This window comes from Mesorhizobium sp. URHB0026, assembly GCF_054059755.1.
In genome coordinates, this window is record NZ_JBSSCN010000001.1 from 2,359,113 (window position 1) to 2,385,596 (window position 26,484).

General features: G+C 62.8%; 25 protein-coding genes and 1 pseudogene. 20 read left to right on the forward strand and 6 right to left on the reverse strand.

Features of this window, described 5'->3' with window-relative positions; genetic code table 11:
- The first annotated feature begins 14 nt into the window (after nt 1-14).
- From ybeY to trmB, 7 genes and pseudogenes are all read left to right on the forward strand, one after another.
- Complete coding sequence (gene ybeY / locus ACVWWD_RS11810) at nt 15-521, forward strand: rRNA maturation RNase YbeY (RefSeq protein ID WP_352547707.1); 507 nt, start codon at nt 15-17, stop codon at nt 519-521.
- A 28-nt stretch (nt 522-549) separates the two neighbouring features.
- Nucleotides 550-1,645: pseudogene (locus tag ACVWWD_RS11815) on the forward strand (hemolysin family protein).
- Between the two features lie 14 nt (nt 1,646-1,659).
- Entirely contained in the window at nt 1,660-2,130 is a 471-nt protein-coding gene (locus ACVWWD_RS11820) for a VOC family protein (RefSeq protein ID WP_023783425.1), read from the forward strand.
- Between the two features lie 87 nt (nt 2,131-2,217).
- Complete coding sequence (lnt, locus tag ACVWWD_RS11825; protein WP_023795401.1) at nt 2,218-3,810, forward strand: apolipoprotein N-acyltransferase; 1,593 nt, start codon at nt 2,218-2,220, stop codon at nt 3,808-3,810.
- 139 nt (nt 3,811-3,949) lie between these two features.
- Nucleotides 3,950-4,369, forward strand: a complete 420-nt coding sequence (locus ACVWWD_RS11830) for a helix-turn-helix domain-containing protein (protein ID WP_127279029.1) — start codon at nt 3,950-3,952, stop codon at nt 4,367-4,369.
- A 168-nt stretch (nt 4,370-4,537) separates the two neighbouring features.
- Nucleotides 4,538-5,803 carry a methionine adenosyltransferase gene (gene metK, locus ACVWWD_RS11835; protein WP_352547713.1) on the forward strand — a complete coding sequence of 422 codons (1,266 nt, stop codon included), beginning with the start codon at nt 4,538-4,540 and terminating at the stop codon, nt 5,801-5,803.
- 27 nt (nt 5,804-5,830) lie between these two features.
- Nucleotides 5,831-6,532, forward strand: a complete 702-nt coding sequence (gene trmB / locus ACVWWD_RS11840) for a tRNA (guanine(46)-N(7))-methyltransferase TrmB (protein WP_352547715.1) — start codon at nt 5,831-5,833, stop codon at nt 6,530-6,532.
- Nucleotides 6,533-6,582: 50 nt separating this feature from the next.
- Here the strand turns inward: trmB and ACVWWD_RS11845 are convergent, their stop codons facing one another.
- Complete coding sequence (locus ACVWWD_RS11845) at nt 6,583-6,747, reverse strand: hypothetical protein (RefSeq protein WP_023772682.1); 165 nt, start codon at nt 6,745-6,747, stop codon at nt 6,583-6,585.
- A 285-nt stretch (nt 6,748-7,032) separates the two neighbouring features.
- Here ACVWWD_RS11845 and rimP point away from each other — a divergent pair, with 285 nt between their 5' ends.
- The 10 genes from rimP (at nt 7,033) to ACVWWD_RS11895 (ending at nt 19,235) form a co-directional block, all read left to right on the forward strand.
- On the forward strand, nt 7,033-7,680 hold the full coding sequence (gene rimP, locus ACVWWD_RS11850; protein ID WP_023772683.1) for a ribosome maturation factor RimP: 648 nt from the start codon (nt 7,033-7,035) through the stop codon (nt 7,678-7,680).
- Nucleotides 7,681-7,729: 49 nt separating this feature from the next.
- Nucleotides 7,730-9,325 (forward strand): transcription termination factor NusA, encoded by a 1,596-nt coding sequence (gene nusA / locus ACVWWD_RS11855; RefSeq protein WP_023772684.1) that lies wholly within the window; start codon nt 7,730-7,732, stop codon nt 9,323-9,325.
- A 38-nt stretch (nt 9,326-9,363) separates the two neighbouring features.
- Entirely contained in the window at nt 9,364-10,014 is a 651-nt protein-coding gene (locus ACVWWD_RS11860; RefSeq protein ID WP_023772685.1) for an RNA-binding protein, read from the forward strand.
- A complete protein-coding gene (gene infB / locus ACVWWD_RS11865; RefSeq protein WP_457103076.1) occupies nt 10,011-12,587 on the forward strand; it encodes a translation initiation factor IF-2 in 2,577 nt (858 codons plus the stop codon). The genes ACVWWD_RS11860 and infB overlap by 4 nt, the downstream gene beginning before the upstream one ends.
- 154 nt (nt 12,588-12,741) lie before the next feature.
- Entirely contained in the window at nt 12,742-13,152 is a 411-nt protein-coding gene (gene rbfA / locus ACVWWD_RS11870) for a 30S ribosome-binding factor RbfA (RefSeq protein WP_023773051.1), read from the forward strand.
- Complete coding sequence (gene truB, locus ACVWWD_RS11875; RefSeq protein WP_352549914.1) at nt 13,152-14,132, forward strand: tRNA pseudouridine(55) synthase TruB; 981 nt, start codon at nt 13,152-13,154, stop codon at nt 14,130-14,132. The genes rbfA and truB overlap by 1 nt, the downstream gene beginning before the upstream one ends.
- Before the next feature lie 52 nt (nt 14,133-14,184).
- The gene (gene corA / locus ACVWWD_RS11880) at nt 14,185-15,279 is read left to right on the forward strand and encodes a magnesium/cobalt transporter CorA (protein ID WP_023773049.1); all 1,095 of its coding nucleotides are present in this window, start codon (nt 14,185-14,187) and stop codon (nt 15,277-15,279) included.
- Nucleotides 15,280-15,460: 181 nt separating this feature from the next.
- The gene (rpsO, locus tag ACVWWD_RS11885) at nt 15,461-15,730 is read left to right on the forward strand and encodes a 30S ribosomal protein S15 (RefSeq protein WP_015314002.1); all 270 of its coding nucleotides are present in this window, start codon (nt 15,461-15,463) and stop codon (nt 15,728-15,730) included.
- Between the two features lie 277 nt (nt 15,731-16,007).
- On the forward strand, nt 16,008-18,155 hold the full coding sequence (gene pnp, locus ACVWWD_RS11890; RefSeq protein WP_015314001.1) for a polyribonucleotide nucleotidyltransferase: 2,148 nt from the start codon (nt 16,008-16,010) through the stop codon (nt 18,153-18,155).
- A gap of 69 nt (nt 18,156-18,224) precedes the next feature.
- Nucleotides 18,225-19,235 carry a methyltransferase gene (locus ACVWWD_RS11895; RefSeq protein WP_457103077.1) on the forward strand — a complete coding sequence of 337 codons (1,011 nt, stop codon included), beginning with the start codon at nt 18,225-18,227 and terminating at the stop codon, nt 19,233-19,235.
- A gap of 117 nt (nt 19,236-19,352) precedes the next feature.
- On the opposite strand, the gene ACVWWD_RS11900 is transcribed toward ACVWWD_RS11895, so the two are convergent.
- The 4 genes from ACVWWD_RS11900 to fabA all read right to left on the reverse strand — a co-directional run bounded on the left by ACVWWD_RS11900 (nt 19,353) and on the right by fabA (nt 23,660).
- Complete coding sequence (locus ACVWWD_RS11900) at nt 19,353-20,897, reverse strand: putative bifunctional diguanylate cyclase/phosphodiesterase (RefSeq protein WP_023795398.1); 1,545 nt, start codon at nt 20,895-20,897, stop codon at nt 19,353-19,355.
- Nucleotides 20,898-21,027: 130 nt separating this feature from the next.
- Complete coding sequence (fabI, locus tag ACVWWD_RS11905; protein ID WP_352549916.1) at nt 21,028-21,840, reverse strand: enoyl-ACP reductase FabI; 813 nt, start codon at nt 21,838-21,840, stop codon at nt 21,028-21,030.
- A 31-nt stretch (nt 21,841-21,871) separates the two neighbouring features.
- Nucleotides 21,872-23,092 carry a beta-ketoacyl-ACP synthase I gene (gene fabB / locus ACVWWD_RS11910; protein ID WP_023773045.1) on the reverse strand — a complete coding sequence of 407 codons (1,221 nt, stop codon included), beginning with the start codon at nt 23,090-23,092 and terminating at the stop codon, nt 21,872-21,874.
- Between the two features lie 49 nt (nt 23,093-23,141).
- Entirely contained in the window at nt 23,142-23,660 is a 519-nt protein-coding gene (gene fabA, locus ACVWWD_RS11915) for a 3-hydroxyacyl-[acyl-carrier-protein] dehydratase FabA (protein WP_127276870.1), read from the reverse strand.
- A gap of 242 nt (nt 23,661-23,902) precedes the next feature.
- Between fabA and irrA the strand changes: the two genes are divergently transcribed.
- Nucleotides 23,903-24,334, forward strand: coding sequence for an iron response transcriptional regulator IrrA (irrA, locus tag ACVWWD_RS11920; protein ID WP_023773043.1), 432 nt, complete (start codon nt 23,903-23,905; stop codon nt 24,332-24,334).
- A gap of 46 nt (nt 24,335-24,380) precedes the next feature.
- The gene (locus ACVWWD_RS11925) at nt 24,381-24,761 is read left to right on the forward strand and encodes a DUF4260 domain-containing protein (protein ID WP_023783435.1); all 381 of its coding nucleotides are present in this window, start codon (nt 24,381-24,383) and stop codon (nt 24,759-24,761) included.
- Here ACVWWD_RS11925 and ACVWWD_RS11930 read toward each other — a convergent pair.
- Nucleotides 24,751-25,311 carry an SH3 domain-containing protein gene (locus ACVWWD_RS11930; RefSeq protein WP_023773041.1) on the reverse strand — a complete coding sequence of 187 codons (561 nt, stop codon included), beginning with the start codon at nt 25,309-25,311 and terminating at the stop codon, nt 24,751-24,753. The two genes, ACVWWD_RS11925 and ACVWWD_RS11930, sit on opposite strands and share 11 nt — an antisense overlap.
- Nucleotides 25,312-25,459: 148 nt before the next feature.
- On the opposite strand from ACVWWD_RS11930, the gene ACVWWD_RS11935 reads away from it, so the two are divergent.
- Nucleotides 25,460-26,461 (forward strand): 2-hydroxyacid dehydrogenase, encoded by a 1,002-nt coding sequence (locus ACVWWD_RS11935; RefSeq protein ID WP_023773040.1) that lies wholly within the window; start codon nt 25,460-25,462, stop codon nt 26,459-26,461.
- The last annotated feature ends 23 nt before the right edge of the window (nt 26,462-26,484 follow it).

Genomic DNA, 26,484 nt, shown 5'->3' on the forward strand with positions numbered 1-26,484 from the left:
GACGATGCGGCCTCATGGCTGAGGACAACACATCCGGCGGCGGGAGCCTTCCGGTTCCCGTCGAGATCGATATATCGGTTGAAGCGGGCGATTGGCCCGATGAAGCAAGCCTGACGCGGCTGGTCGATCGCGCGGTTGAAGCCGCCTTTGCCGAGACCGGTGCGACGGGTCATTCCGAACTCAGCATTGTTTTTTCCGACGACGCCCATGTCCGTACCTTGAATGCCGGCTGGCGCGGCAAGGACAAGCCCACCAACGTTCTGTCTTTCCCGGCATTTCCGCCGGCAAAAGGCCGCCCGCTGCCGCCGATGCTCGGCGACATCGTGCTTGCCGCCGAGACGGTGGCGCGCGAAGCGGCACTGGAAGAAAAGCTGCTGGAGAACCATATCTGCCATCTCGTCATCCATGGCCTGCTTCATCTCATGGGCCATGATCACGAGACCGACGCGGAGGCCGAGGAGATGGAAGCCATCGAGCGCGCCGCGCTGGCAAGGCTTGCCATTCCCGATCCCTACGCGTAACTAAAAAAGACCAATTGACCGGACGACGATGAACGACAAACCAGAGACTGCCGCCCGCCCCGATGTCGGCAGTGCGATCAAGGCTTCCGATACGTCGGAAGAGGGATCAAGTCCGAGTACCGTTACCCCTAGTGTTGCCAACACCGGCAGCACGGCCATCGAGCCGTCGCCTGCCGGCCCCTCCCTGTTCAACCGCGTGCTGGGCCTGTTCCGGCAACGCAACGGCACCAGCCTGCGCGAAGAAATCGCCGGCGCGCTCGCCGAGACGACGAGCGATGTCGAATCCTTCTCGCCTGGCGAGCGCGCCATGCTCAACAACATCCTGCGCCTGCGCGAGGTGCGCGTCGAGGACGTCATGGTGCCCGCGCGCCGATATCGAGGCGGTCGAGATCGCCACGTCGCTCGGTGACTTGCTTGGCATGTTCGAACAATCCGGTCATTCCCGCATGCCGGTCTATTCCGAGACGCTCGACGACCCGCGCGGCATGGTCCATATCCGCGACGTGCTGGCCCATATCACAAAGCTGGCGCGTGTCAGGAAGGGCCGTGCAACCCGCAAAACGCCTGTCGCCACGGTTCTCGATCTTGCCCAGGTCGACCTTGCGCGCACCATTGGAGAGCTCAACCTGATCCGGCAGGTCCTGTTCGTGCCGCCGTCGATGCTTGCGTCCGACTTGATGGGCCGCATGCAGACGACGCGCACGCAGATGGCTCTGGTCATCGATGAATATGGCGGCACGGACGGCCTCGTCTCGCTCGAGGACATCGTCGAGATGGTGGTTGGCGACATCGAGGACGAGCATGACGACGACGAGCCGATGATCACCCAGACCGGCGACGGCGTGTTTATCGTCGATGGCAAGGCCGAAATCGACGAGGTCGCCAAGATGATCGGCGAGGAATTCGCCGCGGGTGAACATGGCGAGTATGTCGACACCATTGGCGGCATGATCTTCAACACGCTCGGCCGCGTGCCGGCGCGCGGCGAGGTGGTGCAGGCCATTCCCGGCTTCGAATTCCATGTGCTGGACGCCGATCCGCGCCGCGTCAAGCGCGTGCGCATCGTGCAGAGCCAAAAGGGCGAACGCCGCCGGCGGGTCACGGCGCGCACCGAACAGGCCTGAAAGCCTGCTGTCGCATGACGATCGAGGATCCGTTCAAGCACTCGGTCCTCGGCTCCGGCGTGTTTTACAAAGATCCACGCTCTGCCCTGGATTGGCTTGAAGCAGCCTTTGGCTTCGAGCGCAGCATGGTGGTCAGCAATGCTGAGGGAAAGCTGGTCCACGCCGAAATGCGGTTCGGCGATTGCTACCTCATTGTCGATTCTGAATGGGCCGATCATGTCGCGAGCCCCGCGTCGGTCCAGGGCAAGAACACGCAATCGGTCTATGTCAGGTTGGCAGACGGCCTGGATGCGCATTGCGAGCAGGCCCGCGCGGCCGGTGCTGCAATAATCCAGGAGCCGGCGGACCAGTTCTACGGCGAACGCCAGTATCGGGCGCGCGATCCCGAGGGCCATGTCTGGACGTTCACGCAGCCGATGGGTTCTGTTTCTCGTGAAGAGGCCGAGCGGTTGGGTGGCCTGCGCATCGAAGGCTGGCACCGGTAGAGAGCGGCCGGGTAATCACGCCGGCGTTTGGAGCGCGCGGCGCGGCCTGATAAATCTTAGCTCCTGATTCGCGCGACGGAAATACGCATGGAGCGCCTTGCCGGCCGGATAATTCTGCTTTGGGGTTGGCGGCGTTCGCTTGTGGCGTTTTTCGCTGGGGCGCTGACGGTTCTGGGGCAGGCGCCTTACGATTTCTTTGCCGCCTGTTTCATTTCGTTTCCGCTGCTGGTCTGGCTGCTCGATGGCGCGACCGGCGAAGCCTCCGGCAGCCTGTTGCGGCGCCTGCGGCCGGCTTTCGCCGTCGGCTGGTGGTTCGGCTTCGGTTATTTCCTCGCCGGCCTCTGGTGGATCGGCTCGGCGCTGCTGGTCGAGGCCGACGACTTTGCTTGGGCACTGCCGTTCGCGGTGGTCGGAATTCCCTTCGCGCTCGCATTTTTCTATGGCTTCGCAACGGTGGTCGCGCGGCTCCTGTGGAGCAGCGATATCGGCCGTATCGCTGCCCTAGCCTTCGGTTTTGCGCTGGCGGAGTGGCTGCGCGGTTTCCTGTTCACCGGTTTCCCCTGGAACGCCATCGGCTACGCGGCGATGCCGGTACCGCTTTTGATGCAGAGCGTCTCGGTGACCGGCATGATCGGCATGAATGCGCTCGCGGTTTTCCTTTTCGCACTGCCGGCGCTGCTGGCGGCGCGCCGGCATCTTCGGCTGGGCGCCACGCTGTTTGTCGTGCTCGCCGCCGCCCATGTCGGCTTTGGCTATGTCAGGCTCACCGCGCCCGAAAAGCCGGCGACGCGCAGTCTCGATGTCCGTATCGTCCAGCCGGCCGTGGACCTGTCGGAAAAATGGGACGCCTCGGTGCGCGACCGCATCTTCGCCACCTTGCTCGGCCTCTCCGCAAAGGCACCGGACCCAGGTCACGAAAAACCGCAATTGATTCTCTGGCCGGAAACCTCCGTACCGTTCCTTTTCACGGAGCGCCCCGACGCCTTGACGGCGCTGGGCGACATGCTGGGCGACGGCCAGATGCTGATCGCCGGCGTCGTGCGTGAGGAGGGCGGCTCGGCGGCCAGCGCCGACAGCCGCTACTACAACTCCGTGGTGGCGATCAACGACAAGGGCGAGATCGCCGACGCCGTGGACAAGGTTCATCTGGTCCCGTTCGGCGAGTATCTGCCTTTCGCCGACCTGCTCGCTCGTTTCGGCATCGAACAGCTCGTCGCCGGGCCGCTGACGTTCACGGCCGGCAACGAGCGTCATGCCATCACGCTGCCGGGCGGCATTCGTGCCCTGCCATTTATCTGTTATGAGGTGATCTTTCCCGATCTGGTGGCAGTTGACGCTACGTCATCACAGCTTATTGTGAACGTTACCAACGATGCATGGTTCGGCGACACGCCGGGACCGTATCAGCATTTCAGGCAGGCCCAGATTCGCGCGGTGGAGAATGGATTGCCATTGTTGCGTGCTGCCAACAACGGCATCTCGGCCGTGGTCGACTCCCGTGGCCGCGTCGTCGACGCCCTTGCGATCGACGCGCGCGGAGCCATCGATGTGAAGGTGCCTGTTTCCGCACAGACGGTCATTTCGTCCAGCCAGCGGCGCATTAACGGAATGCTGGTCATGTTGCTGTTTGCGCTTGTCGGGGGGCTGTTGAACGTAAGGCAAAAGCTACGGGTGAATTGACAGTTGGCACATTAGAAACTCATACTGTACCGCCTGAAAATTTCTCGAAGCTGGTGGATCGTTCTGTTGGGGCAGTCGCCTCCGGCTTTCTTTGGGCGGGAAAAAATCACGAAGCCGAAAAAATTCGGCGAGGGAAAAAATGACAGAAGAAAACAAGAAGAAACCCAATCCCATCGACATTCACGTGGGAAGCCGGGTCCGGCTTCGCCGCAATATGCTCGGAATGAGCCAGGAAAAGCTGGGCGAGAATCTCGGCATCACGTTCCAACAAATCCAGAAATATGAAAAGGGCACCAATCGCGTCGGTGCCAGCCGCCTGCAAGCGATCGCCTCCATACTCGGCGTCCCCGTCGCCTTCTTTTTCGAGGATGCGCCAGGCCAGGAATTGACAGCCAACCGCGGCTTTGCCGAGGATAGTTCGATGGCTTTCGCTGTCGAGTTCTGCGGCAGTCCCGAAGGACTTCAGCTCAACCGGGCCTTTGTCAAGATCGCCGACGTCAAGGTGCGCCGCAGGATCATTGACCTGGTAAAATCGCTCGCCGAGGACGATCTCGACTGACCCGCAATGCGGTTTGCACCGGCGGCGTGCGCCGCCGGTGGCACAAGATATCGCCTCCGACATTCAGGCCAGAGCCGCGGCAACGCTTGACGAGCAGCGCTTTGCCCCGCTAACACGTGGCGCGCCAAAATCGGCAGCCTGCCGATCGTTTTTCAAGAGGGGACACCCGTGACGCGGCAGAACTACTTCTTTACCTCGGAATCCGTAGCCGAGGGCCATCCCGACAAAGTCTGTGACCGGATCTCCGACGAAATCGTCGATCTGGTCTATCGTGAAGCCAAGAAGACCGGCATGGACCCGTGGAAGGTCCGTGTCGCCTGCGAGACGCTCGCGACCACCAACCGGGTCGTCATCGCCGGTGAAGTGCGCGTTCCCGAGACGCTGTTGAAGAAGGACAAGGGCGGCAACATCCTCAAGGATGCCGCGGGCCACCCTGTCGTCAACCCGGCGAAGTTCAAATCCGTCGCCCGTAAGGCGATCCGGGAGATCGGCTACGAGCAGGCCGGCTTTCACTGGAAGACGGCCAAGATCGAGGTCCTGCTGCATGGCCAGTCGCCTGATATCGGCCAGGGCGTCGACAACGCCGCCGACCGTCAGGGCGAGGAAGGTGCCGGCGACCAGGGCATCATGTTCGGCTATGCCTGCCGCGAGACGCCGGACCTGATGCCGGCGCCGATCTATTACAGCCACAAGATTCTCGAACTGCTGGCAGCCGCCCGCCACGAAAACAACGGCGAGGCCGGCAAGCTCGGGCCGGACGCGAAAAGCCAGGTCACCGTCCGCTATGTCGACGGTAAGGCCGCCGAGGCGACGCAGATCGTGCTGTCGACCCAGCATCTGGATTCAAGCTGGGATTCCAAGAAGGTCCGCAAGGTCGTGGAACCTTATATCCGCGAGGCATTGGGTGACCTCAAGATCGCTGACGATTGCATGTGGTACATCAACCCGACCGGCAAGTTCGTCATCGGCGGTCCGGACGGCGATGCCGGCCTGACCGGCCGCAAGATCATCGTCGACACCTATGGCGGCGCGGCTCCCCATGGAGGCGGCGCCTTCTCCGGCAAGGACACCACCAAGGTCGACCGGTCGGCTGCCTATGCCGCGCGCTACCTGGCCAAGAACGTCGTGGCGGCGAAGCTTGCCGATCGCTGCACCATCCAGCTTTCCTACGCCATCGGTGTCGCCCAGCCATTATCGGTCTATGTCGACCTGCACGGCACCGGCAAGGTCGATGAGGCAAAGCTCGAGGACGCGCTGCGTAGCGTGATGGACCTGTCGCCGTCAGGCATCCGCCGTCATCTCGACCTCAACAAGCCGATCTACGCCAAGACGTCGTCTTACGGCCATTTCGGCCGCAAGGCGGGCCGGGACGGGTCTTTCTCCTGGGAAAAGACCGATCTGGCCAAGGCGCTCAAGGATGCTGTCGCGGCCTGAGGGCGGCGGCAGGACTTGCGCCAGTCGATGAGTGACGCGGACAGGCCAAGCCGCATGACCGAAGCCTTCTTCGGTCGTCGGCGCGGCAAGCCCGTGCGCCCGCAGCAGGCTGCGGCGCTGGAAAGCGGGCTTGGCAAATACCGGCTCGATCTGACGGCCGAGGCACCGCCAGACCTGCGCGTCCTGTTTGAAGCAAAGGTTTCGGCGGTTCGGCTCGAGATCGGCTTTGGCGGCGGTGAACATCTCCTGCATCGCGCCATCGAGGCGCCCGCGACCGGCTTCATAGGTGTCGAGCCCTTCGTCAACGGCATGGCCAAGATGATGATGGCGGTGCGGGCAGCGCCGCTGGCCAATCTCAAGGTCTACGACGACGACGCCACCCAGTTGCTTGACTGGTTGCCGCCGGCCTCGCTCGACGGCATCGATCTTCTCTATCCCGATCCCTGGCCAAAGAAAAAACACTGGAAGCGGCGTTTCGTGAGCCTGGTCAATCTCGACCGTTTCGCACGCGTCCTGAAACCCGGCTCGAAATTCCGCTTTGCGTCCGACATCGACACTTATGTGAACTGGACCTTGCTGCATTGCCGGGCGCATGGCGCTTTCGCATGGCAGGCTGCGGACGCGGCGGACTGGCATCGCTCCTATGAGGGCTGGCCCGGCACGCGTTATGAGGCAAAGGCCATTCGCGAGGGGCGCCAGCCGGCCTATCTGACTTTCGTCAGGACGTAGGTCCGCCCAACCGGCACCCCCGGGAGGACGGGATCGAATGCCTGTTGGAGTCAGAAACGACCAATCCTGTTGAATACAGCCGGATCCATACCGAGATTGCGCAGGTCGTCGGCTCTGGGCTTGCGCCCGGCCTCCACGGCGCGAGATGCGGCAACGGCGCTGCCGAATGTGGTGAACAGATCGCCCAAGGCGGAGAATATCCCGCGGTTGCTCATGGTCTTGTCCTTTCGCGCGCACGCGCGCCGGTTCAAATCGTTTGATGGCTAACAAATAAGGGCGCGCCGCCGGCTCTCACAGGGGGATTGCCGCATGGCGGCCATGCGCCTGGAACAACCCTGACGCCGCCGGGCTTTCCCGGGCCGCCACTGCGGACTTGAAACACGAACCGTGTTCGTTTATATCAGCCTCAAATTCTTGGTCGGTATGACGAAGAGTGGGTCCACCCGGTCCCGCTCTTTTTTATTACCTGCCGATAGGTTCGAGACGAACGATAGGCAACGATGACTGCAACGGCAAACGAAGGTGACGACCGCATCATCCGCGAAAGCGGCATCGATGCGCGCATTGCGCTGATCGTCCAGCCGGTCCTGCGCGGCATCGGCTTTCGCCTCGTGCGCGTGCATCTGTCCGGCCAAAACGGGCTGACGCTGCAGATCATGGCCGAGCGTGAGGACGGCACCATGACCGTCGAGGATTGCGAGGAGGTCAGCCGCGCGGTGTCGCCGGCGCTCGACGTCGATGATCCGATCGAAAAGGCGTATCATCTCGAAGTCTCCTCGCCCGGCATCGACCGGCCTTTGGTGCGCAAATCGGATTTCGTGACCTGGACCGGTCATCTGGTGAAGATGGAAACGTCGGTCGTCGTTGCCGACCGCAAGCGCTTCAAGGGCAAGATCGCCGAGGCCGGCGAGAACGACGTGCTGATCGAGCGCGATAAGGCGGCCTATGGCGAGGAGCCGACAGTGCGCGTGCCCTACGATGCCATCGCCGATGTCAGGCTGATCCTGACCGACGACCTCATTCGCGAAGCGTTGTCCAAGGACAACAGGGAGCGCAAGGAAGCCAAGCGACGCCGCGGTGAACCGGACGACGATGTGTCCGAAGGTACGGAACCGGACGCCACGGACGAACACGAACAGGAAATTTGATTGAGCTGCCGGGCGCAAAGGTCCGGCGAACAGGCTCGGGAGAAAGAACATGGTTGTAAGCGCCAATAGACTTGAACTGCTGCAGATTGCCGATGCGGTCGCGCGTGAGAAGTCGATCGACAAGTCGATCGTCATCGCCGCCATGGCCGATGCGATCCAGAAGGCGGCGCGTTCGCGTTATGGCCAGGAGACCAACATTCGCGCCGATATCAACCCGAACACCGGCGAGATGAAGCTGCAGCGGCTGATGGAAGTGGTCGAGAAGGTCGACGATTACGCCACCCAGATAGCCATTTCCTCCGCACGCGAGCGCAATCCCGACGCCCAGCTTGGCGATTTCATCGCCGAACTGCTGCCGCCGATGGATTTCGGCCGCATCGCCGCGCAGTCTGCCAAGCAGGTCATCGTGCAGAAGGTGCGCGAGGCCGAGCGTGACCGCCAGTATGACGAATACAAGGACCGTATCGGCGAAATCGTCAACGGCACGGTCAAGCGCGTCGAATATGGCAACGTCATCGTCGATCTTGGCCGTGGCGAAGCGATCATCCGCCGCGACGAGCTGATCCCGCGCGAAAACTACAAATACGGCGACCGTGTCCGCGCCTATGTCTACGACGTGCGGCGCGAGCAGCGCGGCCCGCAGATCTTCCTGTCGCGCACCCATCCGCAGTTCATGGCCAAGCTCTTCACCATGGAAGTGCCGGAGATCTATGACGGCATCATCGAGATCAAGTCGGTCGCCCGCGACCCGGGCTCGCGCGCCAAGATCGCCGTCATTTCGCGTGATAGCTCGATCGATCCGGTCGGCGCCTGCGTCGGTATGCGCGGCAGCCGCGTCCAGGCAGTCGTCGGCGAACTGCAGGGCGAGAAGATCGACATCATTCCGTGGTCGCCCTCGGCCGCCTCCTTCATCGTTAATGCGCTGCAGCCGGCGGAAGTCGCCAAGGTCGTGCTCGACGAGGATGCGGAGCGCATCGAAGTGGTGGTTCCCGATGATCAGCTGTCGCTGGCCATCGGCCGCCGCGGCCAGAACGTGCGCCTTGCCTCGCAGCTTACCGGCTGGGACATCGACATCCTGACCGAGGCCGAGGAATCCGAGCGCCGCCAGAAGGAATTCGTCGAGCGCTCGGCGCTGTTCATGGAAGCCCTCGATGTCGACGAGATGGTGGGCCAGGTGCTGGCCTCGGAAGGCTTCACCAGCGTCGAGGAAGTCGCCTATGTCGATGCCGGCGAGATCGCCTCGATCGACGGCTTCGATGAGGATACAGCCTCGGAAATCCAGACCCGCGCCCGCGAATATCTGGAGAAGATCGAGGCCGAGCACGACGATAAGCGCAAGGCGCTGGGCGTTTCGGATGATCTGCGCGAAATCCCCGGCGTCACCACCGCCATGATGGTGACGCTCGGCGAGGACGGCGTGAAGACGATCGAGGATTTCGCCGGCTATGCCGCAGACGACCTCACCGGCTGGAAGGAACGCAAGGACGGCGAGACCAAGGTCTATCCCGGCGTGCTGGCCAATCACGGCGTTTCGCGCGCCGATGCCGAGCAGATGGTTCTGGCCGCTCGCCTCAAGGCCGGCTGGATCACCGAAGACGAGCTTGCGGCCGAAGAAGAAACGGCCGACGAAGCCGTTGGTGCGTGAGGTGAAACCGCATCGCACACAACCCGCCCTTGGACGAGATGAACGATCGCACCTGCATCGTCACCCGCAAACAGGCCGAACCGGATGAACTGATCCGGTTCGTCGTCGGCCCGGATTCGGCCGTCGTTCCCGATCTCAAGAGAAATCTGCCCGGCCGTGGTTGCTGGGTGAGTGCGGACCGCCTACATATCGAGAAGGCGGCGGCCAAGAACCTTTTTGCCCGCGCCTTCAAGGCACAGGTGGTCGTACCGCCCGATCTCGGCGGAATGGTCGATGGGCTGCTTTCCAGATCCGCTCTCGGTATGCTGGGCCTTGCCCGCAAGGCAGGCGCGATTTCGCTAGGCGCTACCAAGGTCGAGAGCGCGGTGCGCGGCGGACTGGCGCTTTTCGTGCTCCACGCGACCGAGGCGTCCGCGGATGGCGTACGCAAGATCAGCCAGGCGCGGCGGGCGACCGTTCATATCGGCGGCCCCTCCATCCTTGCCTACAAACTTTTCTCCGAGGCCGAGTTGAGCTTGGCATTGGGGGGTACAAATGTGATACATGCTGCCGTCCTCGCGGGAGACGCGGGTAAGGCGGTCCAGAAGCGCATGGTTGCGCTCGACCGATATCGGGGCGGTACCCCGGACGATCTTGCAATGCTTGCGGCCGTTGCTGACGAAGATGATGCCGCAGAGGATATGGAATGAGCGATACGAAATCGGGCGACGACAAGACGTTGAGTGTTACACCGAAGAAGACCTTGACGCTGAAGCGCCCCAGCATGGAACAGGGCACCGTGCGCCAGAACTTCTCGCACGGCCGTACCAAGTCGGTCGTGGTCGAGACCAAGAAGCGCAAGTTCTCGCTGCCCGGCGACAAGCCGGAGCCGGTCGCGGCTCCGCCTGCGCCCGTCTTCACGCCGAAGCCGGCGGTCGTGGCGGCGCCTGTCGTCCAGGAAGCGCCCAAGGCGCCACCGCCGCCGCCGGCTCCGGTCGAGCGCAGCGGCATGGTGCTGAACGAATTGTCGCGCAGCGAGATGGAAGCGCGCCGCAGGGCGCTCGAGGGCTCGAAGGTCCGCGAGGTCGAAGACCGTCAGCGAGCCGCCGAGGACGCCAAGCGCCGCGCCGAGGACGAAGAGCGCCGCAAGCGCGAACGCGAGGACTCCGCGCGCCGCCAGGCCGAGGAAGAGGCACGGTTGCAGACCGAGGCCGAATCGCGCCGCCGCGCCGAGGAAGAGGCGCGCCGCCGCGCACCGCAAGCCGCCGAGTTGGCAACCGCCGACGAGGAGGAAGAGGTGAAGCCGAAGCGGGCGACCGCCGGCGCACCGGTGCGCCGCCCGGTCACGCCTGAAGTCGCGCGTCCGGCAAAGCCCACCAAGAGCGAGGAAGACCGCCGCCGTGGCAAGCTGACACTGAACTCCGCGTTGTCCGACGAGGATGCGCGGGCTCGTTCGCTGTCGTCGATGCGTCGCCGCCAGGAAAAATTCAAGCGCGCGATGCACAACGAGCCGCGCGAGAAGGTCATGCGCGAAGTGATCCTGCCCGAGACCATCACCATCCAGGAACTGGCGCAGCGCATGTCGGAGCGTGCTGTCGACCTGGTCAAGTATTTCATGAAGCAGGGCCAGATCCTGAAGCCGGGCGACGTCATCGACGCCGACACGGCCGAACTGGTCGCCACCGAATTCGGTCATACGGTCCGCCGCGTCGCCGAGTCCGACATCGAGGAAGGCCTGTTCAACATTGCCGACAATGCCGAGGACCTGGTGTCGCGTCCGCCGGTCGTGACCATCATGGGCCACGTCGACCACGGCAAGACCTCGCTGCTCGATGCGATCCGCAACGCCAATGTCGTTTCCGGCGAGGCCGGCGGCATCACCCAGCATATCGGCGCCTATCAGGTCGAGAAGAACGGTCAGAAGATCACCTTCATCGACACGCCCGGCCACGCCGCCTTCACGGCGATGCGCGCCCGTGGCGCCCAGGCGACCGACATTGCCATCCTGGTGGTCGCGGCAGACGACAGCGTCATGCCGCAGACGATCGAATCGATCAGCCACGCCAAGGCGGCCGGCGTTCCGATCATCGTGGCGATCAACAAGATCGACAAGCATGACGCCGATCCGCAGAAGGTGCGCTCGGAACTGTTGCGCCATGAAGTCTTCGTCGAATCGATGGGCGGTGAAGTGCTGGACGTCGAAGTGTCGGCGACCAAGGGCACCAATCTCGACAAGCTGCTCGAGGCGATCCTGCTGCAGGCCGAAATCCTCGACCTCAAGGCCAATCCCGACCGTACCGCCGAGGGCGTTGTCATCGAGGCGCAGCTCGACAAGGGCCGTGGTCCCGTCGCCACCGTTCTGGTGCAGACCGGCACCCTGATGCCGGGTGACATCCTCGTCGCCGGCAACGAATGGGGCCGCGTGCGCGCTCTGGTCAACGATCGCGGCGAGCAGATCAAGGAAGCACCGCCGGCGATGCCGGTCGAGGTGCTCGGCCTTCAGGGAACGCCGCAGGCCGGCGACCGCTTCGCCGTGGTCAACAACGAGGCCCGTGCCCGCGAGATCACCGAATATCGCCAGCGTCTGGCGCGCGAGAAGGCGGTGGCCAGGCATGCGGGCCAGCGCGGCTCGCTCGAACAGATGATGTCGCAATTGCAGACGAGCGGGCTGAAGGAATTCCCGCTGGTCATCAAGGGCGACGTGCAGGGTTCGATCGAGGCGATCAATGCCGCGCTCGACAAGCTCGGCACCGACGAGGTTCGTGCGCGCATCGTTCATTCCGGTGCCGGCGCCATCACTGAAAGCGACGTCTCGCTGGCGGAAACATCCAGCGCGGCGATCATCGGCTTCAACGTTCGTGCCAATGTGCAGGCGCGTGCAGCAGCCGCGGCCGCGGGCATCGAGATCCGTTATTACTCGATCATCTACAACCTCGTGGATGACGTGAAGGCGGCTCTGTCGGGCCTGCTCTCGCCGGAGCGTCGCGAGACCTTCATCGGCAATGCCGAGATCCTCGAGATCTTCGACATCACCAAGGTCGGCAAGATCGCCGGCTGCCGTGTCACCGAAGGCAAGGTCGAGCGTGGTGCGGGCGTACGCCTGATCCGCGACAACGTCGTCATCCACGAAGGCACGCTGAAGACCCTGAAGCGCTTCAAGGACGAAGTTTCGGAAGTCCCGGGCGGCCAGGAGTGCGGCATGGCCTTCCAGAACTACGAGGACATGCGCGTCGGCGACGTCATCGAGTGCTTCCGCGTCGAGATGGTGACCCGCACACTCTGAGGTCGAGTGACTTGTCGATATCGGGCGGTGGTCGAAAGGCCGCCGCCCCAAGTCTTTGACCACAAGTCTGTTGACCACAAGCCTGTTGACAATAATCATTTGAGACATGCGGCACGGTCCCATCCCGCGCCTCACGCTTTCAGGATCGAGAAAAATGCCCCGTTCCACCACATCAAGCCCATCCCAGCGCATGTTGCGCGTCGGTGAACAGGTGCGCCATGCGCTCTCGGAAACCCTGCAGCGGGGGGAGATCATTGACCCGTTGATTGAAAATACCGTGGTTTCGGTGTCGGAAGTGCGCATGTCGCCGGATCTCAAGATCGCCACAGCCTTCGTTTCTCCGCTTGGCGCAAAGGATACCGACGCCGTGATCGAAGCGCTGAACAAGCATGCCAAGTTCGTGCGCGGCCGCGTCTCCGGCGCGCTCCGGCAGATGAAGTACATGCCGGAGTTCCGTTTCCGGCTGGATACGTCCTTCGACAATTTCGCCAGGATCAACGACCTGCTGAAGTCGCCCGAAGTGGCACGCGACCTGGATAGCGACGACAACAAGGAAGAAGAATAATGGGGCGTCGCGGCAAGAAGAAGGGCCGGCCAGTCTCGGGCTGGGTGGTGCTGGACAAGCCGGTCGGTATGGGCTCGACCGAGGCCGTCTCCAAGATCAAATGGCTGTTCCAGGCCGAAAAGGCCGGCCATGCCGGCACGCTCGACCCTCTTGCCTCCGGCATGCTGCCGATCGCGCTCGGCGAGGCCACCAAGACCGTGCCCTACGTGCAGGACGGCGCCAAGATCTACCGTTTCACCGTTGCCTGGGGACAGGAGCGGTCGACCGATGACCTCGAAGGTCCGGTGACGAAAGAGGCCAATCAGCGTCCATCGGAAGCCGATGTCCGGGTGCTGCTGCCGAAATACACCGGCGTCATCATGCAGACGCCACCGCAATTTTCCGCCATCAAGATTGCGGGTGAACGCGCCTACGACCTCGCCCGCGAAGGTGAGACGGTCGACATACCGCCACGCGAGATCGAGATCGGCCGGCTCGACATTATCGAGCACAAGCCGGACCAGACGATTTTCGAGGTCGAATGCGGCAAGGGCACCTATGTACGTTCGCTGGCCCGCGACATGGGCCGCGACCTCGGCTGCTTCGGCCATATCAGCGAACTGCGCCGGGTCGAGGTCGAGCCGTTTACGCCAGAGGACTTCGTCACCATCGCCGAACTCGAGGCCGCGCGCTTCGGCGCGCAAGGTCACGATAAACCGGATCCGGAGGCAGACGCCGCGGACGCAGTGGAGATGCCCATCGATTTCGGCGCCATCGACGGGCTTCTCGTCGACACCTCGGCGGCGCTCGACTGCCTGCCGCGGATCGCGATCAGCGACGATGCCGCGACAAAGATACGCCTCGGCAATCCGGTCATCATTCGTGGCCGTGACGCACCGGTAGAGGCGGAGGAAGCCTGTGCGACGGCGCGGGGCAAGCTCGTCGCCATTGGCGCTATCGAGCAAGGCATGTTCAAGCCCAAGCGGGTCTTTGCCGGGTGACCGGTCTGATCGCCATGGCGGTATAGGACAGGCAGGTTCGACGGGTGGTGGCATGGCAAAGGCCGAGGTGGTGAAAAAACGGGCGCCGGTGAAGACGAGGCGGCCTCCGGTTGGCGCCTCGCCCGGCACGCTGATCGCCGATCCGGCGGCGCGGCGCTCCGAACTGCGGCTGACCTTGATCTCGCCGCAGAAGTTCAAGACCATCGAGAACGCCAGCATCGACGATGTCGAGGCCAGTTGCCGGAAATGGCCCGTCATCTGGCTCGACTGCACCGGCCTTGCCAATATCCAATTGATCGAGGAGATCGGCCGCATCTTCAGCCTGCATCCACTGGCGCTGGAGGATGTCGTCAACACCGGCCAGCGGCCGAAAGTCGACTTCTTCGAGGACCACGCCTTCGTCGTCATGCGCATGATCGACGATGTCACGTCGCATCGCTACGAGCAGATCGCTCTCTTCCTCGGCGAGAACTTCGTCGTCACCTTCCAGGAGCGCGAAGGCGACCCGTTCGATCCCGTACGCAAGCGCATCGAGAGTTCGGCGCCCAACCGGTTGCGCACGCGCGGCGCCGACTATCTCGCCTATGCGTTGATCGACGCCATCGTCGACAGCTATTTTCCGCCGATCGAGGCTGCCGGCGACCTGGTCGACGGGATTGAGGACCAGATGCTGCATTCGACGCACAAGCACCAGATGCGGCAGCTGCACGAATTGCGGCGCGATGCCAATGTTCTGAAGGGCGTGCTGTGGCCCATGCGCGATGCGCTGGCAACGCTGATCCGCAACGACGTGGCCTATGTAACAGCCGAGACCAAGGTCTTCCTCAACGACACCCTCGACCATTCGCTCAGGCTGATCGAGCTGGTCGAGACCCAGCGCGACATGCTGACCGGCCTGATCGAAATGCATCTGTCGCTGAGCCAAGCCCGAACCAACGACGTCATCTCCTATCTCACCATCGTTTCGGTCATCTTCATGCCGCTCACCTTCCTGGTCGGCATCTGGGGTATGAACTTCGACCCCGCCAGCTCCCCATGGAATATGCCGGAGCTGAAGGCGTACTACGGCTATCCATTGTCTCTGCTGTTCATGGCAGCCGTCGCTGTCGGGCTGATTGCATTCTTCAAATGGAAGAAATGGCTTTGACGGGGGTTAAACCTGCCATTTGAGCCTCAAAAGCCGGCTTGTGAATTGGGCTGGTGTTTTTCAGGGAATTGCACTATATGCGCCGCAGCATAGCGCCTTGACGCTTTGCATGCACGGCCCCTGCTGGACGACATCCCGGCTGTGGGCGACCCGTTTCCTCAAACAGATAAGGAAAAACACGATGTCGATTACTGCCGAGCGCAAACAGGAATTGATGGGTGAATTCGCAACCGCCAAGGGCGATACCGGGTCTCCGGAAGTCCAGGTGGCCATCCTTTCCGAGCGCATCAAGAACCTGACCGACCATTTCAAGGACCACAAGAAGGATAACCATTCCCGCCGTGGTCTGCTCGCTCTCGTGTCCCAGCGCCGCAGCCTGCTTGATTATCTCAAGCGCAAGGACGACTCGCGCTATCAGACACTGATCGAGAAGCTCGGTCTGCGCCGTTGACGAATTGACCGGCGGGCTTTGTTCGGAGAGCCCGCCGGTCGCGCATTCTGCCAGTCGCATAGGCTGGCCAGACCCGGTTTCGAGCGTGCAAAGGGCCGCTCGAAACCGCCCATGGACGGTCATGGGGCAGGATTGCAGGACGCTCGCGCGCTTGTCGCGCCTAAATCACCCGAGCTTCCCGTTGTCTTGCCCGTGGCTGCCCGAGAAAGGAAGCCAGGCAAAGGGCATCCGCGCACCGTGAAACGGCGCGGCCCTTTCCGCTTATTAAGGACAAGACATGTTCAATCACCACAAAGTGGAAATCGAATGGGGCGGTCGTCCGCTCATCCTGGAGACCGGCAAGATCGCGCGCCAGGCCGACGGCGCGGTGCTCGCCACCTACGGCGAGACCAAGGTTCTCGCCACCGTCGTTTCGATGAAGGAGCCCAAGCCCGGTCTCGACTTCTTTCCGCTGACCGTCAATTACCAGGAAAAGACCTATGCCGCCGGCAAGATCCCGGGCGGCTATTTCAAGCGCGAAGGCCGTCCGAGCGAGAAGGAAACGCTGGTTTCCCGCCTCATCGACCGCCCGATCCGCCCGCTCTTCGCCGCCGGCTACAAGAACGACACGCAGATCGTCGTCACCGTCGTCCAGCACGATCTCGAAAATGACCCGGACATCCTGTCGATCGTCGCCACCTCGGCGGCGCTGACCCTGTCGGGCGTTCCCTTCATGGGCCCGATCGGCGGCGCGCGCGTCGGCTACATCAATGGCGAATATGTGCTGAACCCGCACGTCGACGAGATGCAGGAGTCCAAGCTCGACCTCATCGTTGCCGGCACCACTGATGCCGTGCTGATGGTCGAGTCGGAAGCCAAGGAACTCGGCGAAGAGCTGATGCTCGGCGCTGTCATGTTCGGCCACAAGGGTTTCCAGCCGGTCATCGACGCCATCATCAAGCTGGCGGAAGTTGCCGCCAAGGAGCCGCGCGACTTCACCGCGCCGGATTATTCCGCGCTTGAAGCAGAGATGCTGAAAATCGTCGGCGATGAGCTCAGCAATGCCTACAAGAACGTCGACAAGCAGAAGCGCTACGCCGCCGTCGACGCCGTCAAGGCGAAGGTCAAGGCCGCGTTTGCCCCGGCTGAAGGCGAGGACGCAAAGTACACCTCCGAACAGATCGGCTCGGTATTCAAGGAATTGCAGGCGAAGGTCGTACGCTGGAACATCCTCGACACCGGCGCGCGCATCGATGGTCGCGACTTGAGCACGGTTCGCAAGATCGTCTCCGAAGTCGGCGTTCTGCCGCGCACCCATGGTTCGGCGCTGTTCACCCGCGGCGAGACCCAGGCGCTGGTCGTTGCCACGCTGGGCACCGGCGAGGATGAGCAGTACGTCGATTCCTTGACCGGCATGTACAAGGAGAAGTTCCTCCTTCACTACAACTTCCCCCCCTACTCCGTAGGTGAGACCGGCCGCATGGGTTCGCCAGGCCGCCGCGAAATCGGCCATGGCAAGCTCGCTTGGCGCGCCATCCGTCCGATGCTGCCCTCCGCCGACCAGTTCCCCTACACGCTGCGCGTCGTCTCGGAGATCACAGAGTCCAACGGCTCGTCGTCGATGGCTACGGTCTGCGGCACCTCGCTGGCGCTGATGGATGCCGGCGTGCCGCTGGCCAAGCCGGTGGCTGGTATCGCCATGGGCCTGATCAAGGAAGGCGAGCGCTTCGCTGTGCTCTCCGATATCTTGGGCGACGAGGATCACCTCGGCGACATGGACTTCAAGGTTGCCGGCACCGAAGGCGGCATCACCTCGCTGCAGATGGACATCAAGATCGACGGCATCACCGAGGAGATCATGAAGATCGCCCTTGGCCAGGCCAAGGACGGTCGCCTGCATATCCTGGGCGAGATGTCTCATGCTCTGACCGGCGCCCGCCCCGAACTCGGCGAGTTCGCGCCGCGCATCGAGGTCATGCACATCCCGACCGACAAGATCCGCGACGTCATCGGTTCGGGCGGCAAGGTCATCCGCGAGATTGTTGAGAAGACCGGCGCCAAGATCAACATAGAGGACGATGGCACGGTCAAGATCGCTTCGTCGAACGCCAAGGAGATCGAGGCGGCGAAGAAGTGGATCCACACGATCGTCGCCGAGCCGGAAGTCGGCGAGATCTACGAAGGCACGGTCGTCAAGACCGCCGACTTCGGTGCCTTCGTCAACTTCTTCGGCCCGCGTGACGGCCTCGTCCACATCTCGCAGCTTGCCAACGACCGGGTCGCCAAGACCTCGGACGTCGTCAAGGAAGGCGACAAGGTCTGGGTCAAGCTGATGGGCTTCGACGAGCGCGGCAAGGTCCGCCTGTCTATGAAGGTCGTCGACCAGGCCACCGGCAAGGAAATCGCCCGCGACAAGAAAACTGAAGGCGAAGAAAACGCCGCCTGAGGCCTCTGACGGAAAAATCGAAGCGGGCGCGGCTTATGTCGCGCCCGCTTTTATTTATGGAGCACGGCTATGTCCGCTGAAGCGCTGAAGACGCTTTTTCACCCGTTCGAGGCCGAGGCTCTTTCTCCGCCGGGCAGGGACGAGCGCATTCTCTTCCTTGGCGCCGAACCCGGCTTGCGCTTGCCACCGGGTTTCGAGGCTAAGCTGCATCTCGTGCAGGGCTTTCGCCCGTATTTCCGCGCGTTGCAGGCGGCTGGCTTCACAGTCACGCCGCAATCGACCGGTGAGGGTTTTGATGCAGTTCTGGTGCTCGCCGGCCGCCATCGCGGCGAGAACGAACTGCGCATCGCCGAGGCTCTCGAGCGGGTGGCGGAGGGCGGATTGATCGTCGTTGCCGGTGGCAAGGAGGATGGCACCGCAAGCCTGCGCAAGCGCGTCGGCGATCTTGTGCTGCTTGATGGCTACATGCCAAAATATCATGGTATTGCCTTCTGGCTGCGTCGTCCGGTTGATGTGCAAGCCGCCGCCACGCTTCGCGCCGCCAATCCCGCCTTGCTCGTTGAGGACCGCTTCCGCACCGCACCCGGCATGTTCTCCTTCGATCGCGTCGATGCCGGATCGAAACTGCTGGTCGACAATCTGCCCGGTGATTTGCGTGGCACCGCGGCTGATTTCTGCGCCGGCTGGGGCTACGTGGCGGCCGAGATGGCTGCCCGCTGCCCGGGCTTGTCGGCCCCGGATCTTTACGAAGCCGATTTCGATGCGCTGGAGGCCGCCAGGGCCAACCTTGCCAACACCGTGGCGCAGGGCTTCTTCTGGACGGATCTGCTGGCCGAGCCTGTCGAGCGCCGCTACGACGTCATCGCAATGAACCCGCCCTTCCACCGCAGCCGTGCGGCCGAGCCCGAGATCGGCGTCGGGATGATCCGCGCCGCGGCCAAGGCCCTGAAGCCCGGTGGACGCCTGTTCTTGGTCGCCAACCGCCAGCTTCCCTACGAGCCGATGCTGTCGGCCGCCTTTGCCAGCCACGCCGAGCTTGCCCGCGACGGCATGTTCAAGGTGTTTGTCGCACGGCGCTGACGTGATCCGTTTAATGCATGTCGCCCGAAATGTCCTCGGTTCCGGGACGACGACATGCATAAGATGAGAAGCTTACAGGTGGTCGGGCGAATCCTATTCGCCGCGACATGCTGTAGGTCAGTGTAGATTGGCGACGCGCCGGACCTCGTCGGTGGCGTGCCTGTCACCAGCGCTGAATTTGAGCGGCGCCGGCCGGCCGAACAGATAGCCCTGCACCACTTCGCAACCGGCTGCCCGCAGCAGTGTCGCCTGGTTCTCGGTCTCGACGCCCTCGGCAATGATGCTGACGCCTAGCGCCCGTGAAAGCCCGACAATGGTCGATACGACCGCGCCGGAGCTCGCATCGGTATCGATGCGGCTGACGAAGGAGCGGTCGATCTTCAGCTTGCCGAACGAGAAGTCGATCAGATAGCTGAGGTTGGAATAGCCGGTGCCGAAATCATCGACGGCGACCGAGATCCCAATCTCGGCGAGTTCTTTCAGGATGGCGGCCGCGCGGTCGCGGTCTTGCATCATCGCCGTCTCGGTGACTTCCAGTTCCAGCCGTGACGGCTTGATGCCGGTGCTCCGCATCGTGTCGCGCACAAGGCCGACGAAATCCTTGGTCATGAACTGGACCGGCGAGATGTTGACGGCGACGAAACAGTCGTCCGGCAGATGGCGGGCATCGCTACAGGCCTTGCGCAGCACCCATTCGCCGATCGGATTGATCATGCCGGTCTCCTCGGCGATCTGGATAAACTCCATCGGAGGGATCATGCCGCGTTCGGGATGCTGCCACCGGATCAACGCCTCGTAGCCGACGATGCGGCCGGTCGGAAGGTCGAGCTGCGGCTGATAATGCAGGTCGAAATCGCCGCGCTCGAATGCATTGTGCAGTTCGGACTCGACCCATTGGCGATGGTCGGCCACCCGCCCCATCTCGCTGTTGAAGACCGACCAGTTGCCAACCCCGCTGGCGCGCGCATTCTGCAGCGCCAGGTTGGAACGGCGCAGGATGAGGACCGGATCGATCCCATCCTTGGGCATCGCCACGATGCCCACCGACAGGCTCACCGATTGCTGGTGGGTGCTGAGTTCATACGGCTCCATCATCTCGTCGATGAGCCTCTCGATCATGCTTTCCAGGGTCCCCTGGATCTGATGATCGGGAAGCAGCACCGCGAACTCGCCGGTGCCGATCCGCCCGATCAGCGCGCGCGCCGGCACGCAGTCGTGCAGCCGCTTGGTGAAGGCGCGGATCAGTTCGTCACCCTGGGTGTAGCCGATCGCGTCGTTGATCTGCTTGAAGCGGTCGATGTCGATGTCGATCAGGAACATCGGTTCCCCGGTGCGGCTTGTAGCGCATGCCGCCTCGGCGATCTTGCCGACCATCGCCGGGCGGGCCAGCAGTCCGGTCAGCTTGTCGAAATGGGTTTCGTTGAAGACGAAATTCGCCGATTCATCGACACCAGCAAAGAAGGACATTGCCGCCACCGATGCGGCCAGCGCACAAAGCGCGGCCATGACCGACACCATCATATCAGCCGATATGCCGGCAAATCCGTCGCCGAGACCGTGCTTCAAGCCCCAGAGTCCGAGGACGAAACTGCCAATGCCCGAACTCGCTATCGTGAGCAGTCGGAACACGGGTGTTCGCTTCGGGTTGCTGGCGGCAGGCATGAAAAGGTCCCCAGATGGGAAGCTTTATAGCGGAAACCTCCTTAAAATGAGTTTCCGCGAATGAATCCAATTTTACTGGAGAGGATTATTTTCTTTACTGCCAAAAGACCCGCGTGACCGGGGCCGCTCGTTAGTCGCGCCCGCCATCCGTCTGCTTCAACTCGTCGAGCGTCGGCATCGACACGATATGGTAGCCGGAATCGACATAGTGGATTTCGCCTGTGACGCCGGAAGCAAGGTCGGACAGGAGATAGAGCGCGGAGCCGCCGACCTCGTCGATCGTCACGGTCCGGCGCAGCGGCGAGTTCCGTTGCTGGTAGGAGAACATGTGGCGGGCGTCCGAAATGCCGGCGCCGGCCAGTGTACGCACCGGACCGGCCGAGATGCCGTTGACCCGGATGCCGCGCGGACCGTAGTCGTTGGCGAGGTAGCGCACGCTGGCCTCCAGGCCAGCCTTGGCGACGCCCATGACATTATAGTTCGGCATGACGCGGACCGAGCCGGCATAGGTCAGCGTGATCATCGAGCCGCCGGCAGTCATCAAGGGCGCGGCATTGCGCGCCACCTCGGTGAAGGAATAGCAGGAGATCACCATGGTGCGGACGAAATTGTCCCGGCTGGTATCGGCGTAGAGGCCTTTCAACTCGTTCTTGTCGGAAAAGCCGATGGCATGGACGACGAAGTCCAGTCCACCCCACGCCTTGCCAAGCGTCTCGAACGTGGCGGCGACCGAAGCGCTGTCCTCGACGTCGCAGGGAACGACCAGCGAAGCGCCGAGCTTGTCGGCGAGCGGCTTGACCCGGCGGCCAAAAGCCTCGCCCTGGTAGGTGAAGGCCAGTTCCGCCCCCTGTTCGGACAATTTCTTGGCAATGCCCCAGGCGATCGAATGATCGTTGGCAACACCCATGACAAGCCCGCGCTTGCCCATCATCAACCCGTCCATGGCCGGCAATCCTTATATGAAAAACTTGGCCTTATGCGGAGTAGCGCTGGAAAACGAGCGTCGCGTTGGTGCCGCCGAAACCGAAGGAGTTCGACAGAACGGTGTCGATCCCTGCGTTGTCGATGCGCTTGCGTACGATCGGCATGCCCTCGAATTCCGGATCGAGCGTCTCGATATGGGCGCTTTCGCCGATGAAGCCGCCTTGCATCATCAGGATCGAATAGATGGATTCCTGCACGCCCGCCGCGCCCAGAGAATGGCCGGTCAGCGACTTCGTCGACGTGATGAACGGCATCTTCTCGCCAAACACTTCACGGATCGCTCCCATTTCCTTGGAATCGCCGACCGGCGTCGAGGTGCCGTGGGTGTTGATATAGTCGACCGGCGTGGAAACCGTCGCCAGCGCCTGGCGCATGCAGCGGACCGCGCCTTCGCCCGAGGGCGCAACCATGTCGAAACCGTCCGAAGTGGCGCCGTAGCCGACGATCTCCGCGTAGATCTTGGCGCCGCGCGCCTTGGCGTGCTCCAGTTCTTCCAGCACCAGGACGCCGGCGCCGCCGGCTATGACGAAGCCGTCGCGATTGGCGTCGTAGGCCCGCGATGCGGTCGGGGCCCTGTCGTTGAACTTCGACGACATGGCGCCCATGGCGTCGAACAGGTCCGACATCGTCCAGTCGAGATCCTCGTGGCCGCCGGCAAAGACCATGTCCTGCTTGCCCCACTGGATCAGCTCGTAGCCATTGCCGATGCAATGCGCCGAGGTCGAGCAGGCCGAGGAGATCGAATAGTTGACGCCATGGATCTTGAACCATGTGGCCAAGGTTGCCGAGGCCGTCGACGACATCGCCTTCGGCACCGCGAAGGGACCGATGCGCTTGGGGCTGCCGTTCTTGAGCGTGGTTTCGGCCGCCTCGACGATGGTGCGGGTGGAGGGACCGCCCGAACCCATGACGATGCCGGTGCGCTCGTTGGTGATGTCGCTCTCGTCGAGGCCGGCATCCGCGATCGCCTGGTCCATGGCGACGTGATTCCAGGCCGCGCCCTGGCTCAGGAATCGCATCGCGCGGCGATCGATCATCGCCGAGGGGTCGAGCGTCGGCGCGCCCCAGACCTGGCACCGGAAGCCATGTTCGGCAAAGGAATCGGAAAAGCTGATGCCGGATCTGGCGTCATGCAGCGAGGTCTGCACCTCGTTGGCATTGTTGCCGATCGACGACACGATGCCGAGGCCTGTGACTACGACACGTCTCATTCGCAACTCCTTCCAGGGATGCTGGCCAATGGGCGGGCCAGGGCTGCGGTCAAGCGACCGCCGACTGCTTGGACAGACCCACCTTCAGGTCCGTCGCCGCATATATGGGCTCGCCATCCGCCTTCATCCAGCCATCGGCGATGCCGAGCACCAGCCGGCCGCGCATCACACGCTTGAAATCAACGCCATACTCGACCTTCTTGACCGATGGCGTGACCATGCCCTTGAACTTGACCTCTCCGGTTGACAGCGCCATTCCCTTGCCGGGTTCGCCAAGCCAGCCCAGATAGAAGCCGGTCAATTGCCACAGCGCGTCAAGGCCGAGACAGCCCGGCATGATCGGATTGCCGATAAAATGGCAGGCAAAGAACCACAGGTCGGGCTTGATATCGAATTCCGCGCGAATGAAACCCTTGTCGAAGGCGCCGCCGGTCTCGCTGACCTCGGTGATACGGTCGAACATCAGCATTGGCGGGTAGGGCAACTGGGCATTGCCCTCTCCGAACAGCTCGCCGCGAGCGCAGGCCAGCAATTCTTCGTAGTCGTAGCTGGATTTCGAACCCGCCATCAATTTCGTCCCCATATCGTCCGGGCGGTAGCGCGCCCTTGTCGTTGGTGTCCTAACACAATCTGTTTCTGGCCGGAAACCGGCGTTTGCGCTTAACCCGCCAGTCTGCCCGGGTCAATGCGCGCTATTGATCGCATTCGGGCGACAGAATATATGTCAACAGGGGTCCGGTTCCGGCAGATATTCATTTTTTTGCCATTCTGGGCGTGTCTTGAAGCGGGACTGCGAGCTTGGAAGACCAGATGGACCGGGGCTGCCGGAAGGAAAATGTCGCTGTGGACAAGCGGGTACGTGAAGCCGGCCTGAGGCCGACCCGTCAGCGCATTGCGCTGGCCGACCTGCTTTTCGCCAAGGGCGACCGCCATTTGTCGGCTGAGGAACTACATGAGGAGGCGCAGGCCGCCGGCGTGCCGGTATCGCTGGCCACCGTCTACAACGCGCTTCACCAGTTTACCCAGGCGGGACTGCTGCGCATTCTCGCCGTCGAGGGTTCCAAGACCTACTTCGACACCAACACCTCCGACCACCACCATTTCTACATCGAAGGCGAAAACAGGATTTTCGACATCGCCAACGGCCCGGTAACCGTCACCAACCTGCCGGAGCCGCCCGAAGGCATGGAGATCGCCAATGTCGATATCGTGGTGAGGCTGCGTCCCAAGCGTCGGGAATGATCGGCAAGGGCGGAACAATCGGTCCGGCCCGGATAATCGGTCTGAGATGAAATCTCTCGATTGGACAGTCCGGCTCGAATGGGCCGTCGCGGCGGCTGCCGCAATCGTCTTCTATGGCGCGACAGGCGCTTCCTGGTGGCTCTTCGCGTTGCTCATCCTGGCGCCGGACCTGTCGATGCTGGGCTATCTCGGCGGCTCGCGCGTCGGCGCCATTGCCTACAACGCCTTGCACATTCTGATCGTGCCGGTGCTCCTGTTGCTTGCCGGGCACCTCGCCGGTAGTGCGGTCGGCAGCGCCCTAGCACTGATCTGGATTGCCCATATCGCGATCGACCGCGCGCTGGGCTACGGCCTGAAGCTGTCAACAGGATTTCAGGATACCCATCTCGGCCGTATCGGGCGCAAAAGCGAGACGTTCAGTCCTTGACCCGCTCGCCCGGATAAGCGCCCCAGACGACCGACTGGGCGAGCCAGCCGGTGTGGCCGTCGAACGTCATCTCGCACCACTGGCCGTCGCAGGCTTTGATCGTGCCCATGACGCCGGGTTCTACGATCGCCACCACCCTGGCATCCTTTTCGGGGCTCTTGAGAAGGTTGATCTGGCCGCCCTTGCCGCGTTGCCAGGGAGCGACGATTGCGGTACGCCGGCCCGAAAGCAGCGACTGGTTGATCCATCCTTCCGAGCCGTCGGCGTCGCGCACGCGCCGCCAGGTATCGAACTCCTGGATGATTTCCATGGGCAGGCCAGCCTTCATATACATCCAGTCGACCGAATAGTTGGCGCCGGGACCGACGCGCGAGTTAACGCGGCCGGATTTCAGGCTCACGAATCGCGGCAGCGGCAGGCCGCTCGGTCCGAGTGTGATGGCGCCCTGGGCGGGAGCGGCCGCGCTTTGCGCGTCGGCAAGCGGAGTATAGAGAAGAGCGCCGAGAAATGCTGCGCTGAGGGCCAGGCGAAGCGACGCGAAACCAGACACTTTCGTTCCTTTCGGCACCGGCCCGATGGCTGCGGCACCCCTTTTTCTTTGTCTTCGGCGGCACCGCTTGTTACATGGGTAAATCGGCTACCGCGACCGGCTTTCAGTTTCGCCTGTCTTGGTTAAAGAGGTCTCAACGAGGGAAACAATGGTAGGCAAAAAGAAGCCTCTCGTGGTCATCACGCGAAAGCTGCCCGACCCGGTCGAGACCCGCATGCGCGAGCTGTTCGACGCGAGGCTGAATGTCGAGGACAGGCCGATGACGCAGCCGGAACTGGTCGCAGCGGTCAAGGAAGCCGACGTGCTGGTGCCGACCGTGACCGACCAGATCGACGCCGCACTGATTGCCCAGGCCGGCGACAATCTCAAGCTGATCGCCAATTTCGGCAACGGCGTCGACAAGATCGATGTGGCGGCGGCGGCCAAGAGGGGCATCACCGTCACCAACACGCCCAACGTGCTCACCGAAGATACCGCCGACATGACCATGGCGCTGATGCTGGCGGTGCCGCGCCGGCTGGCGGAAGGCGCCAATGTGCTCACGGGCGACAAGAAATGGGCCGGCTGGTCGCCGACCTGGATGCTTGGCCGGCGCATCTGGGGCAAGCGGCTCGGCATTGTCGGCATGGGCCGCATCGGCACCGCCGTTGCCAGGCGAGCCAAGGCTTTCGGCCTGTCCATTCACTATCACAACCGGCATCGTGTGCTGCCGGCGGTCGAGGATGGGCTGGAGGCGACCTATTGGGAAAGTCTCGACCAGATGCTGGCCCGCATGGACATCATCTCGGTCAATTGTCCCTCGACACCCGCCACCTTTCATCTTCTGTCGGCGCGGCGGCTGGCGTTGCTGCAGCCCACCGCCTATATCGTCAACACTGCCCGCGGCGACATCATCGACGAAGAAGCGCTGGTCAAACTGATCCAGGACGGCAAGATCGCCGGCGCCGGCCTGGACGTTTACGAGCACGAACCGGCCCTGAACGGCAAGCTCTTGAAGCTCGCCGCCAGGAACAAGGTCGTGCTTCTGCCGCATATGGGCTCGGCCACGCTCGAGGGCCGCATCGACATGGGCGAGAAGGTCATCATCAATATCCGCGCCTTCGTCGATGGCCATCGCCCGCCGGACCGCGTGCTGCCGCTCAGGACCTGAAAACCTTCCAGGCGCCGGCTCTC